Below are 12900 nucleotides of genomic sequence, written 5' to 3' on the forward strand. Positions count from 1 at the left end.
GCCAGCACCCCTGGCAGGGGCGCCGGTCTGCCGTGGCGCTCAGGCGGCAGCCGCTTTAGACTGTCGGGTCGCCTTCCAATTCCACGGGAGCAGGTCGGCGACTCTGTTGGCGGGGTGATCTGGAAGCCTGGCCAGCACATCAGCGAGCCAGGCTTGCGGATCAACGTCGTTCATCTTGCAGGTCTCGATCAGGGTATAGATGGCGGCAGCACGATTGCCGCCAGCATCTGAACCGGCGAAGGTCCAATTTCGTCTCCCGACAGCCACACCGCGTAACGCTCGTTCGGCAGCGTTGTTCGAGAGGCAGACGCGGCCATCGTCCAGGAAGCGGGTGAACGCGGCCCAGCGGTTGAGCAGGTAGTTGATCGCCTTTGCAGTATCGTTGTTTGATGAGAGCAAGGTTCGCTGCTGGCGCATCCAGATTTCGAGATCGGCGACGATCGGCCTCGACTTATCACGACGTACCGCAAGCCGCTGTTCCGGCGTTTTGCCGTTAATGCTGCGCTCGATCTCGAAGAGCATGTCGATACGACGTACAGCTTCGCTGGCGATCGGCGCCTCTCCCTGTTTCACCAGGTCGACAAATTTCCTCCGACCATGGCTCCAGCAGGCCGCTTCAAGGATCGGAGCTGGCTTCCTTTGAGCCTTGTAGAGCTGGTTGTATCCATCAAAGGCATCGGCCTGCATGAGGCCCACATAGCCGGCAAGATGGCCTTGTGGATGCTCGCCAGCCCGACTGCGCGAGTAATGGAACGCGGCCGCCGGAGGATCTGTGCTGCCAAACGGCCGGTCATCGCGAACATAGGTCCAGATCCGGCCGGTGACAGTCTTCAGTTTCGCGAGTACGGGCACCGTTGTGTCATCGGTGTGGATGCGTTCCGCGCTCATGACATGGGTCCGGATCGCATCAATAATTGGGTCGAGCGCCACCACGCAGGCGCCGACCCGATCCGCCAGTGTCGAGACATCGATCTCGATCCCTTCGCGGGCATAGGTCTTGCTCTGCCGGTTCAACGGCTGATGCAGCAGGAACTTGTTGACCAGCACCATCGCCAGCAGGTTCGGCCCGGCATAGCCACGCGGGATCGGATGTGAGGGTGCCGGCGCCTCGGTGATCGCCTCGCAATCCCGGCAGGAGAACTTCTCGCGGACGTGCTCGATGACCTTCCAGCGCCGCGGCTCGCATTCAAGGGTCTTCGACACCACCTCGCCGAGCTTGTGCAGCCGCTCGCTGCCGCATTTGCCGCAGGCGCAAGGCGCGGGTTCGACGACGCGTTCGATTGGCAGATTGTCCGGCAGAGGACGTCGGGGTGGCCGTGGATTTTGCGCACGCTTCTGCTTGGCCGCTTCCGGTGCCGCGATCTCGGCCCTGGTTTCCTGCTCGGCCTGGGTCTCTTCAAGATCCTCGATGGCCAGCTCAAGCTGCTCGACCAGCAGCCTGCCGCGTTCAGAAGACTGCCCGAACTGCTCGCGCCGTGCCTTGGCCAGCATCAGCTTCAGCCGCTCGATTTCCAGCCGGCCGACGGTCACTTCGCTCTTCGCTAGCGTCAGCTGTTCGCGCTGCGCAATGATCATCGCATGCGCAGCGGCAAGGTCGGCGGGAAGCGGATCGGCGGGCGTCGTCACGAAGACGAATCAACCATATTCGTCGCAAAAAATCCCGCTCGATTTAACCGGAAGCCTGTGGACGCCAGGTTGCCTGCGGCATCCGCAAATCAATCCGGAGAGAAGATAGGATAGCTGTGCAACGCTGATCGTCACAACGCCGTCCGCCAGCGATGGCCACAAAAAGCGGCCGCGCTCCAGCCGCTTCGTGAACAGACACGCGCCTTGGCCATCATGCCAGATGATCTTGATCAGGTCGCCGCGGCGCCCCCTAAAAACGTAGAGATCACCAGCGTGCGGATCACGCCTAAAACTCTCCTGGACCAACCGCGCAAGGCTTGGAAAGCCGCGGCGCATATCGGTGTGGCCGGTCGCAAGCCACACCCGCACATTACCCGGAATGGAAATCATCGGCGCTCAAGCACCTCGAGGACCCGCGCCAGCGCTTCTGGATCGACGTGCGCGTCCACTCGGATGCGTCGCCGGTTGCCAAGGTCGATCTCGATCAATCCAATACGCGCAGCCACCACAGACCGCCCTCGGCTATCACCCGTAGGTAAAAGCTTCGGAGTTTCCTCCGCTTCCGTGGCGGCGATCTGCACCGGCGCAAAAGATGGTACGACCTGCTCGGATGTCCGCGCCTGTCGACGCCAGGTAAACACCAGGCTGGCCGCTACTCCGTTGCGACGCGCAACCGCAGTCACCTTTGCGCCCGGCGCCAACGTCTCCTCGACAATCCGTGCCTTGTCATCCTGCGACCAGCGCCGCCGACGCTCCAGCCCGCCCAAAACCTCGACTCGCATCGCCTGATGACCTTAATGCTAGACTTAAGGTCACACGCTTGGCGAATTACGGCGTGTCAGACAAGACGGTGCCCGCCGGATGCGTACCATCAAGGCTCTTGCGTTGGGCGCAAAGGCGGTTGGGATCGGGCGGTACCATCTTTACGCCCTTGCCGCGACCGGGGAAGCTGGAGTCGAGCGGGCGCTCGCGTTGTTGAGCACCGAGGTGGAGCGCGGCATGAAGCTGATGGGCTGCAAGTCTGTAAGCGAGCTATCGCGCGAAAAGCTGCGCTTCAGACCCTCCTGAAAAACTCTGAATCGCATTACATCGGGCCATGTACCTGCCTTGAACGTGTTTATCTAGTGATCTCGGACAGTACGAAGGTAAGCCACTCTGTGTTGAGGCGCACGCGCACCTCAGCTGCGGCCGCGGCACCGTGGCCCTCGTCGTCATGGATCCGCATTAAGGCTGGCTTGCCCTTCGGTTGTGCGGACTGGAGACGAGCCACAAACTTTGAGACGTGACAGGGTGGACAACGTGGGTCGGTCGCGCCAGCAACTGCCAGAAGCGCTGGATACGCGACACCAGGCCTGATAGCGTGATAAGGCGACGTTGCGAGGATACGCTCACGGTCCTGCGGATCATCTGGATCGCCAAACTCGATGTTTCCATGCAAGTAGGGTCGCGTGAACCAGTCTACGAGGTCTAGAACTGGTACGAGAGGAACTGCTGCAGCCCAAAGATCGGGTCTTTGCGTCATCGCCACACCAGCCATCATACCCCCGTTTGACTTTCCGGCTACAGCTAGCTGCGCAGGTTGGGTAAAACCCTTCTCGATCAGGTCTTCGGCAACAGCATATAAATCGTCGTAACCGTTCTGCTTGTTTTGAGCTCTCCCCTCGAGCCACCAGCCAAGTCCAAATTCTGAGCCGCCTCTGATATGAGCGTGGACAAAAATACAACCGGCCTCAACCACGGCGGCCATAGCACCCGGGAATTCAGGGATGAGCGGACGATTGCTCGCTCCGTATGCGAAGATCAGTGCAGGACGCGGCCCGGCTTCCGTCCGTTTCTTTCCTACGACGTGATACCGCACAGGCGTGCCGTCCTTGGACCGCGCCTTGCCTTCTTGCACAATCGCGTCGGGAATAGTCGTGGCAGGCGCAACGACTATTTCCAGACCGCCACTTAATGGGTCATGCTTATATATGCCCCATGAAGTCGTTAGGCTTGAGACCACAAACAGAGGCGTTGTCTCGAATGTTGGTCTCGTCAGGTTCATTATCGGAAAAATGCCCTCAGTGATCGCGCCGAGAGCGGGCAGCCTAACGCTATCAATAAACTCGCCGTTCAATCTGTAGATATGAACGCCAGAATAGGTATCATCGAACAACGTGACGTAGAAGTGATCTGCTGCCGGGATGATCGTCCTGAAAACAACATTGGATTCCGGAACGATCTCGCACCAGGTGTTCATTGAGCCATCACCGGACAAAGGTATACTAACGATCCGCCCCCGATTGGCGCCAACGAATGTTACAGCAATGTATCGATCGCCGAACACCTGGCCTGGGAGCCCGCCCTCTGCCTCGCGAACGAAGGAACGCCATTGGGCATGCGGATCAGCCAGATCAAGCACAGCAACAGGAACAGGGTCCGATAGTCCCTGCACCGCAATTGCCCATGTCGTCCCGGGCCTAATGAATACACCTCGATAGTCTGTTTTTTGGGGCCAGCTAATATCGGCTCGATCGGTGTGCTTTGACTTGAGATCGTGAAGGAACACTTCGAATCCTCCATCCACGGATCGATTTGGCAAGCCCGTGAAATAGAAGCCCCGGTTGTCGGGTAGCCAGTGAACGCCGCCTGTCCAATTGTCCATCAGTGGAATATCAGGCCCATCCGGCAAAACGTGGCCTGTCGATACGTCGATCAATATGATACGATTATTTTCACTCCCATCTTCGCACAATCCGAGAGCGAGTATTTTTCCATCCGAGCTTGGGCTGATCCAGGTTATCGTAGGTACGGCTGACTCGAGATGAGTCGTGTCATATAGGATACCTCCCGAAGCGGGAAATATTGACCCCGTTCGGACAGCCGGCCTGCCGCTTTCGAGATTACTCGAGATCCAAAACCAAGCGCCCCCAGCGAACCTCGGCAGTTGGTCCGGCCGAGCGACATCATACCGGCCGATGGCCTCCGAAACGAATTCGCGACTCGGAAGCCCGGCAAGGTAGTTTGAGGTCAGTCGATTTTGTTCCGTTACCCACGCTTGCACCCGTGGGCTGGTTTCCGCGAGCCAGTTATATTCGTCGGGCACAGCCTTTCCGCCTAGTCGAACCACCGTCGTTTCTGCAGTCGTGACGGGGTAGTCAAAAGCTGAAGGATGCATGTCACTTCTGCAAGTGTGTGGCTCGTGCTTGAATTCGCCTAGCGAGGCTAACTCTCGTTGCTGTCGATGCGAGAACCTGTTCGTACCGGAGCGGCCGCAGATGAGTCGCGGGCGACCGGCAACAGGTGAGTGCGGGTCGGAGGAATGTGCGACGAAGCTCGAAAGAAATCGCTGGTATCGACTCCGCCGACGACTGTCCCGACGATCACAATCTGAAGAATTCGGTCGGTTTCACAGACGACGGGATCTCGATCAAGAATGACGAAATCTGCAAATTTGCCGGTGGCGATGCTCCCGATTCTATCGTCCATCTGCAGTTGATATGCAGCGTCGATCGTGATCGCCTTCAGCGCTTCTTCCATGGAAACGCGTTGCTCAGGGCCAAGGACTGCGCCCTTCATTGTGCTGCGGTTGACAGCGACATTCAGGCAAACGAGCGCATCGGGCCATGTCATTGGAGAATCGCAGTGATAGGAGACCCGCATGCCCTTTTTTGACGCCGAGCCTGACGGAGCAAAGCGAGCCGCGCGCTCTTCGCCAAGCAGATAGTCTCGGAGAGCTTCGCCCCAGTAGTGGACGTAAGGCAAGAAATAAGAACAAACGACGCTCAGTCGAACGGCACGATCGATCTGATCCTCGCGCATAATCCCGCAGTGCTCAATGCGAAGCGGCCCGGATACCTTGTCAGCGCCGACCCTCTCGATGACCCTCTCATACACGTTGAGAACCATGTCGATGGTCCGATCGCCATGGGCGTGGACTGACATCTGCCAGCCCTCACTCACGTATTTGCCGACCAATTCGTGCAACTTCTCTTCTGAAATGTTGGAATGCCCCGTGCTGTTCTCGGGCAACCCCATTCCCTTGAGTGTCATCTTGTTATTCAGGTAGGGGCTTGTGGTCCATACGTTGCCCAACAGGACGGAGCCGTCCGCGTGGAGCTTGGTGCCAATCATCCTGAAATCGTCGTCGCCAAAATTCCGGGCAATCGTCACCTCACCGCCCAGATGTTTTGCTTCGTATCCCACAATACGGAGCGGGTTTCGGCGCGATTTCACCATAGCGTAGAGCATTGGGGCTGCGCCAGGTTCAACCATGATCTCTGACGTGGTGGTATAACCTGCGCGTACGAACTTCTGCACCCACTCCTCGAAGCTACGCTTCTTTCGCTCTTCCCCGCAGATATCGTAGAAGCGGCTGCACAGTTGCCATGCCGAAGTCTCGGCAAATTTCCAGGGAAGCCCATCTGCGGCGTCGAACACCTTTCCCCCCAGTGGCGGTTGGTAGTCAGCCCCGATCCCAAAGACGGCAAGGGCTTTCGTGTTTATGAACACTCCGTGAAAGTTGATTGTCTGAACAACGATCGGATTGTTGGGGGCTATGTCGTCGAGAAGTTCGCGGGACGGCTCTTCCATGCCCTCGTGCAGTTGCGGATCAAGTCCAAGAAACCACATGACTTCGTCAGGCTTCGCCTTCGCAAGACGGCGACGCATCTTCGCAATCACCGCGGAAAACGTCGGCTCATGAACCGCTCGAATATCGACGACCGGATCACCCCAAGCCAGCGCGCTCATCATTGGATGGCTGTGCGCCTCGACGAACCCGGGCAACATCGCCCTGCCCTCAAGATCGCTCCGGATCGTATCCGCGACTGCGAGCCTTTCGATGTCCGCTTTGGAGCCGACAGCCAGAACCCTGCCTTCTCGAATGGCAACGGCCTCGGCGATCGGATTCGCGGGGTCCATGGTCCGGATCGGACCGCCAAAGAATATGCGGTCAGCTGTCTTCATTTGGATATCCTTCTTCGATTGTGGCTTCTATTCGCAAAGGCTCGGACGCCTTGGACGCCGGCGCCGCGCGATTGGAACGGCGGCACGCGCACCGGGGCAGAGCTCAAGAGCCGCGGCAATCGCGCTCCTGTTGAGCTCTCCTCGCCGGGCGATCAATACGACCTGGCTTCTCTCAGGACCTTCCGCTCTCTCCAGTTCAACGGAAGATCTCTTTCCTACGAATTGAAAGATGGCTCTTGACGGGCGCTGTTCGTCCGTGATCGTCAGACTCAACAAGCCCTTGCCGCGCAGAATTTGCGACGGGAGAGCTTCGGTAAACCGCCTGAATGCTTCTGCACCAACTGGAGCATCCCAGTAAAAGGAAGCGCTTTCGTAAAGGTCCGAGTGTTTACTTTGCACCGGTTCTAGAGCTCTGTGGCGGACTTGTTCTGTCGGACCAAAGAGAATTTCAGGTGAGACCTGCGCATTCACGACATCCAACAGCTTCATGCTGCGTTGAGCTGCTTGAAGCATTTGCCTAACTTCGAGATGCACCGCCTCAGTCACCAAATCGGTCTTATTCAACAAAACCAGGTCGGACATGGCCGCTTGATCGATTGCAAGCTCCGTGCTTTGGAAGTCGAGATCGAGTATGTTGGATGTATCGACCAAGCAGAATAGGCCATCGACATAGAACAGCTCCCTGATGGGAGCGCTGTCGAAAACTCTCAATACACCGGCGGGATGAGATACACCGCTGCACTCGAGCAGGACGCGTGTGAACTTGGTCGACAGACGGCTGACCGACACCAGACCGGACGCTAGGTCGTCTCGGATCGAACAACAAACGCAACCGTTGCTCAGGTCTATCTGAGTTTCAGTCTCGACCTTGATGAGATCTTGATCAATATTGATCGCACCAAAATCGTTGACCAGCACGGCAAGACGTTCGGATCCAGGGTTATGCAAGAGATAGTTGATGAGTGTTGTCTTGCCCGCACCGAGAAACCCGCAGACGATTGTCGCTGGAAGCATCATCGCGCGCGTCCCATCCAACGATAGACAATGCTGAGGCGCTCCTTGCTGTATCTCTTGCTGCTGGAATCTAGCTGCCGCGCGGGACGACGAAAAACTCCAACGATACCGGTTGGGAAGTAATGGACTGCCAGAATGAAAAGCAGTCCGAGCCACAACATCCAGCGATCCGGAGACAGCACATGGCCGATTCCCGGCAATGAGCCTAAGGCTGTGCTCGCGCCTTTCAGTAGATCCTGCAGATAGCCTTGCGCCACTAAAAACGCAGCGGCCCCTACGATACTGCCGTAGATCGTCCCGACCCCACCGATGATGACTATCATGAGGATATCGAGCATGATTTCGAAAGAGAGCGAAGCGTCGGGTCCGGTGTATCGAAGCCAAAGCGACAACATGACACCAGCCAGGCAGGCGAACACGGCAGCAACGACGTTGGACAGCGTTCGAAAGACAAAAACCGGATAGCCGATCGCCTCCGCTCTGAATTCGTTATCGCGGATAGCCAGCAGCACACGTCCGAACGGTGAATTCACGATACGGAGCAGCGCGAGAACGAATGTCACGCTCATCGCAAACATGAGATAGTAGCAGACGACCTTACCGTCGATCGTAAGCTCGAAGATCTTCGTATCCAAAAAGCGGGAGCTTGGCATCAAAGCCGGCGGCAACCGGAAGATAATGCCGTCTTCCCCGCCAGTCAGATTGGACAACTGAGTTGCAAGGGTTTGGGCCGCCGCCGACAGCGCGAGCGTGATCATAGAGAAGAATATCGCTCGCACTCGTAGCGAGAACAAGCCGATGACAAGCGCAAGCGATGCGGACACCACGATTGCCGCGATCGCGCCAACGGCTAGGGAGGTCCAACTCGCCCCCAATCTGACGATGGCGATACCGACGCCGTAGGCCCCGATCCCGAAGAACACGGTATGGGCGAAACTTACGATCCCGGTATAGCCAAGCAGCAGATCGAAGCTTGCTACAAGAACCGCGAAGATCATGATTTTAACGCAAATGCTGATCGCCTTTGCCCCGGTTAACGCAAACGGAGCCACGAGGAGAGCGACAACGATTGCGATCAGAAGTATGGCCAGAAGCCGGCTCCCTGGCCGGTCTCTAGATATCAGGCGTGTCCAATCCATCGACGTAATCACCGCGCACTCGCCGGATAAAGCCCATTGGGGCGCCAAAGGAGTATCGTCGTCATCAAAGCAATGTTTGAGAATAGGGCGACCTTGGGCTCGATGAAGCTGGCGTAATTCGCGCAGATCCCGACCAAGATCGCCCCCAGAAGAGCGCCCCCGGTGGATCCGAGTCCGCCGATGATGATGACGATGAAGACCAATACGTTCATTTGGCTCCCGATCTGGGGGACAAGCGTCTGCTGGTAGAGGCCCCACATTACTCCGCCGAGGCCAGCAAGCGCGCACCCCGATACAAATGTCGCGACGAAGAGGCGTCGCACGCCGTAGCCGAGAGCCTCCACCATTTCGCAGTCGTGAACCCCTGCGCGGATCAACAACCCTGTTTTGGTGCGGGTGAACACAAGATACTGGCCTAAGAAGACGAGAGCCCCAACCAGGAATGCGAAGGCTCGGTAACGTTCAATCGCGACATCGGCGATCACGATCGCGCCGCTCAGAAACGGCGGCAGCGCCACATTTACCTGCTGTACGCCCCAGATAATCTTGATGATCTCTTCACCGACAATTAGACCTCCGGTCGTCACCAGAATTTGCATCAGATGATCGCCGTAGACCGGCTTGACCAGCAATCGTTCAAACAGGAGGCCGGACACGCCGGCACCAGCAACGGAAGCTACGATGGCCACCAGGATCACGAGCAGATTCTCGCTCAGGTATGGAGATACGACGTAGCCACTGAGTGCTGCGAAGACGGTCGCCGAGAGATAAGCCCCAAGTGTGATGAAAATGCCCTGGCCGAAATTCAATACATCCATCAAACCAAAAACAATGGTCATGCCGGACGCAATCGTAAAGATAATCATCCCCATGGCCACTCCAGCAATCGTCAGAGTGAACCAAGCAGCAGGATTTCCGATCGCCAGATATGCGCAGCCCATCAGAATTGGCAGCAGCGCCAAAGGCATTAGGTCGGAACGGCTTATGGACATAGCGCGAGACCCAAATGCGTTTGGAGGATGTCGTCACGCGCAAAGCACTCATCCGCGGAGCCCGCGTGGACGATCTTTCCGGCATCAATGATCGCGACGTCATCACCGACCTCGCGTGCAAGCTGCAGGTTCTGTTCGACCAGCAATATACTGGCTCCGCTCTGCTTCAGCTTGAGCATGGCTTCAGCCATGTTGTTGACGATCGCCGGCGCCAATCCCTTGCTTGGCTCGTCAATCAGTAGCAGTTCTCGAGGTTCGACGATTGCCCGCGCCATTGCCACCATCTGTTTTTGGCCGCCGGACAGTTTTCCTGCCGGCTTGTTCCAAAATTGGTGCACGGCCGGAAACAGTTCAAAAATCCACTCGAGACGCTGCTGATCGATATCACTCACGCGCGCGGCGCTTCTCGCCGCGAGGAGCATGTTTTCCTTCACGCTCAGGTCCGGAAAGATGCCCATGTTCTCGGGGACATAAGCAATACCGAGCCGCGAGATCTCCGAGGTCGAGCGACCTACAATGTCGGTGCCGGCAAAGCTTATGCGGCCTTTTGAGGCCGGCCATAGACCCATAATCGTCCGCAGCGTCGTCGTTTTACCGGCACCATTTCTTCCAAGGAGAAGAGTGATCCGATTACGTTGAGCGCGAAAGCCCACCCCCTGCAGGATGTGGTATATGCCAACATGCGTGTGAACATTCTCAAGATTGAGGAGGAGTTGCGTCACATCGCGCCTCGTCTCGAGCCGGCGCTTGTGCCCAAGTAGGCTTCTTGTACGATTTCCGACTGGATCACGTCGGCCGGCTTGCCGTCGGCCACGAGCTGGCCATTGTGGAGCACGATGATACGATCGGCGAGATCGCGAACGACGTCCATTTTGTGTTCGACAAGCAGTATCGTCTTATGGCTGAGCTCTTTCAGATCGCGAATGAGGTTCAAGACCGCCGGAACTTCGTCGGCGCTCATGCCGGCTGTTGGTTCGTCGAACATGTACACTTTCGGATCCATGGCGATGAGCATGGCAATTTCTAACTTTCGTTGGTCGCCGTGCGAAAGAGTGGCAACCAGCTCGCCGAGTTGATTTGCCATCGAGACGGTTTTGAGAATATCGGTCGCTCTTTCGATTAGATCGCTTGCATCGCTCCAAATGCTCCAGAAATTGAGACCATGGCAGTGGCGACCAGCGTGCATCGATTGCGCCACCAGACGAATATTTTCAAGGACAGTCAGGCGCGGGAAGAGATTTGTGAGCTGAAACGCACGGCCTAGCCCTCTCTTTGCCCGTTTGGCTGCGGACAAGGCCGTTACATTTTGCGCCCCCAGCCATACTTCGCCGTGGGAAGATGCGATTTGACCCGAGATCAGATTGAAGTAAGTGGTTTTGCCCGCACCGTTCGGACCAACAATGGCTGTTAGAGCTCCGCCGCAAAAAGACGAACTCACAGCATTGACCGCGCGATGTCCTCCAAAGGATACACCGAGATCGACGGTCTTCAGTATTGGCGAACCGCCGTCGACCTCAGGTGTCGCGAGAACAGATCCGTTGGGGAGCATCGATCCGCCGACCTATTTGTGCGCAGCCACAGAATTCAATTTGGAGTCCAATTGCTCACCACCAAAGGTTTTGATCAGCTTGGGCAGCACCTGCTCGGCACCTGGAACGGTCGTGTAGGTCACGGCGTAGAAGTCGTGCAGGGCCTGGTGATTGTCCTTGCGGATCGTCAGTTCACCCGTAGAACCCTCGAACGACATCCCTTCAAAGGCGGCGGCCAGCTTTTCAGAGTCTGGTCCAGCTGCCTTATTGACAGCGTTGACGATGGCGAGCGCCGCATCAAACGCAAACGCCGTCCCGACGTCTGGAGGAGAATTGAAGCGCTTCTTGTGCTCAGCGACGAGCCATTGATTTTGCGGGTTTTTGATGAGCTCGCAATAATAGGGGGTAACGCCCTTCAGGTTTGGAACGCCTTTGTAAGCGGCCATTCCCGAAAGAGGAGCCGCGGTCGTCGCGAGTTCAATTCCGTATCGAGCGGGATCCATGGCGTTTAGCTTTGCGATTGGGCTGGCTCCAACCCAGTTCACCCATAGGATCTTCTTGCCCGGGCGATCTTTAAGCGCGTTAAACAGGCGCTGTGCGATGCCAGTGAAATCGGTGGTATTTAGCGGCAAGAACTCTTCATCCACTACGGTTGCGCCTGCACTTGTGGCGACCGACTTGAAGGTCTGCGCGCTCTCATGGCCGAAAACGTAGTCCTGAGCGAGCACTGCGATAGAAGCGCCTTTCTCGGCCAGGAGCGATGCCGAGGCCACAGCTTCCTGACCAACGGTTCGGCCCGTACGAATCACATACCTGTTCCACTTATTCCCTGTAATGCTATCTGCGCCGGCGACATCGACGACGAGAGGCTTTTTGAACTCCTCGGCCACTGGCATCATGGCCAGAGTGGTTGCAGAGGAAGTGCTTCCAACTGCGATATCAGCCTTGTCGTCCTGGAAGGACTCTTCGATCAGCGCACGTGCCCGATCAGGCTTCAACTGATCGTCTTTCTGGATCACCACGATCGATCGGCCGTTGACCTTCATCGTCCCTTTGGTCGCATACTCAAGCCCGAGCCGTAGCCCTATCTGGGCTTGCTTGGCGTAGTCTTCGAAAGCGCCTGTCGTGCTCGTGATCAAAGCGATCTTGAAATCTTCGGCGAAGGCTGCCGACGAGACGCAACAAATCGCGGTCAAGAGGAATACGGATGATCGCGCAGTGCGCACACGACGTTTCGTAATGCCAGTCATCAAAAATCCTCCCCATTCTTGTCTGCAGAGAGCTAAATCTCCCCTCATAATTTTGTCAATATGAAATTCTGTCAGAAATTTTCACGACTGGAACCTGTTTTTGCCTGGCGCGTCTGTTTGCATCCAGGAGAAAGCCGCTAAGAAACCAGACGTTGTTAGACCAGCTGTTCGGATCTAAGGGCTCTGCGAGATCGCTGTCCGTCCTTTGGACTTCCAAGATAAGCGGCAATTACATTCGGATCAGTAGCAACCTGATCGGGACTTCCGTCTGCAATAACCGATCCGTAGTTCATGACGGTTATCCGTTCACACAACCCCATGACGAATTTCATGTCGTGCTCTACCAAGACAATCGTCAATCCCTGCCGGACCTGATTGCGCAACAGGTCGCCGACGGTAGCCG

The 12900-nt window shown here is 56.9% G+C and carries 12 protein-coding genes and 1 pseudogene; 1 reads left to right on the forward strand and 12 read right to left on the reverse strand.

Annotated features, from left to right (window positions below; genetic code table 11):
* Positions 1-39: 39 nt before the first annotated feature.
* From tnpC to tnpA, 3 genes are read right to left on the reverse strand one after another with little or no spacing between them, the layout of a single operon-like run.
* The gene (gene tnpC / locus ACP2YP_RS33860) at positions 40-1575 is read right to left on the reverse strand and encodes an IS66 family transposase (protein ID WP_426426354.1); all 1536 of its coding nucleotides are present in this window, start codon (positions 1573-1575) and stop codon (positions 40-42) included.
* A 60-nt stretch (positions 1576-1635) separates the two neighbouring features.
* Complete coding sequence (tnpB, locus tag ACP2YP_RS33865; RefSeq protein ID WP_426420573.1) at positions 1636-2016, reverse strand: IS66 family insertion sequence element accessory protein TnpB; 381 nt, start codon at positions 2014-2016, stop codon at positions 1636-1638.
* Positions 2013-2408, reverse strand: coding sequence for an IS66-like element accessory protein TnpA (gene tnpA / locus ACP2YP_RS33870; RefSeq protein ID WP_426420575.1), 396 nt, complete (start codon positions 2406-2408; stop codon positions 2013-2015). Before tnpA ends, tnpB begins: the two co-directional genes overlap by 4 nt.
* Positions 2409-2496: 88 nt before the next feature.
* Here tnpA and ACP2YP_RS33875 point away from each other — a divergent pair.
* Positions 2497-2694: pseudogene (locus ACP2YP_RS33875) on the forward strand (alpha-hydroxy-acid oxidizing protein); the annotation flags it as partial.
* A 49-nt stretch (positions 2695-2743) separates the two neighbouring features.
* On the opposite strand, the gene ACP2YP_RS33880 reads toward ACP2YP_RS33875, so the two are convergent.
* The 9 genes from ACP2YP_RS33880 to ACP2YP_RS33920 all read right to left on the reverse strand — a co-directional run bounded on the left by ACP2YP_RS33880 (position 2744) and on the right by ACP2YP_RS33920 (position 12829).
* Positions 2744-4783: a prolyl oligopeptidase family serine peptidase gene (locus ACP2YP_RS33880; RefSeq protein WP_426420577.1), complete on the reverse strand. Its 2040-nt coding sequence runs from the start codon at positions 4781-4783 to the stop codon at positions 2744-2746.
* A gap of 47 nt (positions 4784-4830) precedes the next feature.
* A complete protein-coding gene (locus ACP2YP_RS33885; protein ID WP_426420579.1) occupies positions 4831-6573 on the reverse strand; it encodes an amidohydrolase in 1743 nt (580 codons plus the stop codon).
* A gap of 27 nt (positions 6574-6600) precedes the next feature.
* Positions 6601-7590 carry a CobW family GTP-binding protein gene (locus ACP2YP_RS33890; RefSeq protein WP_426420581.1) on the reverse strand — a complete coding sequence of 330 codons (990 nt, stop codon included), beginning with the start codon at positions 7588-7590 and terminating at the stop codon, positions 6601-6603.
* Positions 7587-8585, reverse strand: coding sequence for a branched-chain amino acid ABC transporter permease (locus tag ACP2YP_RS33895; protein ID WP_426420583.1), 999 nt, complete (start codon positions 8583-8585; stop codon positions 7587-7589). The genes ACP2YP_RS33890 and ACP2YP_RS33895 overlap by 4 nt, the downstream gene beginning before the upstream one ends.
* A gap of 149 nt (positions 8586-8734) precedes the next feature.
* Positions 8735-9694, reverse strand: coding sequence for a branched-chain amino acid ABC transporter permease (locus tag ACP2YP_RS33900; protein WP_426420585.1), 960 nt, complete (start codon positions 9692-9694; stop codon positions 8735-8737).
* Positions 9695-9708: 14 nt separating this feature from the next.
* Complete coding sequence (locus tag ACP2YP_RS33905) at positions 9709-10440, reverse strand: ABC transporter ATP-binding protein (RefSeq protein WP_426420587.1); 732 nt, start codon at positions 10438-10440, stop codon at positions 9709-9711.
* Entirely contained in the window at positions 10437-11267 is an 831-nt protein-coding gene (locus ACP2YP_RS33910; RefSeq protein ID WP_426420589.1) for an ABC transporter ATP-binding protein, read from the reverse strand. Before ACP2YP_RS33910 ends, ACP2YP_RS33905 begins: the two co-directional genes overlap by 4 nt.
* A gap of 12 nt (positions 11268-11279) precedes the next feature.
* Entirely contained in the window at positions 11280-12497 is a 1218-nt protein-coding gene (locus ACP2YP_RS33915; protein WP_426420591.1) for a substrate-binding domain-containing protein, read from the reverse strand.
* A 155-nt stretch (positions 12498-12652) separates the two neighbouring features.
* Entirely contained in the window at positions 12653-12829 is a 177-nt protein-coding gene (locus ACP2YP_RS33920; protein ID WP_426420593.1) for a hypothetical protein, read from the reverse strand.
* Positions 12830-12900 lie beyond the last annotated feature (71 nt).

The sequence above is a fragment of the Bradyrhizobium genosp. A genome, from assembly GCF_049949275.1.
GTDB lineage: Bacteria > Pseudomonadota > Alphaproteobacteria > Rhizobiales > Xanthobacteraceae > Bradyrhizobium.

Coding starts and splice junctions, on each gene's coding strand:
- tnpC (WP_426426354.1), bottom strand. CDS start 1,575: ATGATCATTGCGCAGCGCGAACAGCTGACGCTAGCGAAGAGCGAAGTG.
- tnpB (WP_426420573.1), bottom strand. CDS start 2,016: ATGATTTCCATTCCGGGTAATGTGCGGGTGTGGCTTGCGACCGGCCAC.
- tnpA (WP_426420575.1), bottom strand. CDS start 2,408: ATGCGAGTCGAGGTTTTGGGCGGGCTGGAGCGTCGGCGGCGCTGGTCG.
- ACP2YP_RS33880 (WP_426420577.1), bottom strand. CDS start 4,783: ATGCATCCTTCAGCTTTTGACTACCCCGTCACGACTGCAGAAACGACG.
- ACP2YP_RS33885 (WP_426420579.1), bottom strand. CDS start 6,573: ATGAAGACAGCTGACCGCATATTCTTTGGCGGTCCGATCCGGACCATG.
- ACP2YP_RS33890 (WP_426420581.1), bottom strand. CDS start 7,590: ATGATGCTTCCAGCGACAATCGTCTGCGGGTTTCTCGGTGCGGGCAAG.
- ACP2YP_RS33895 (WP_426420583.1), bottom strand. CDS start 8,585: ATGATCTTCGCGGTTCTTGTAGCAAGCTTCGATCTGCTGCTTGGCTAT.
- ACP2YP_RS33900 (WP_426420585.1), bottom strand. CDS start 9,694: ATGCCTTTGGCGCTGCTGCCAATTCTGATGGGCTGCGCATATCTGGCG.
- ACP2YP_RS33910 (WP_426420589.1), bottom strand. CDS start 11,267: ATGCTCCCCAACGGATCTGTTCTCGCGACACCTGAGGTCGACGGCGGT.
- ACP2YP_RS33915 (WP_426420591.1), bottom strand. CDS start 12,497: ATGACTGGCATTACGAAACGTCGTGTGCGCACTGCGCGATCATCCGTA.
- ACP2YP_RS33920 (WP_426420593.1), bottom strand. CDS start 12,829: ATGAAATTCGTCATGGGGTTGTGTGAACGGATAACCGTCATGAACTAC.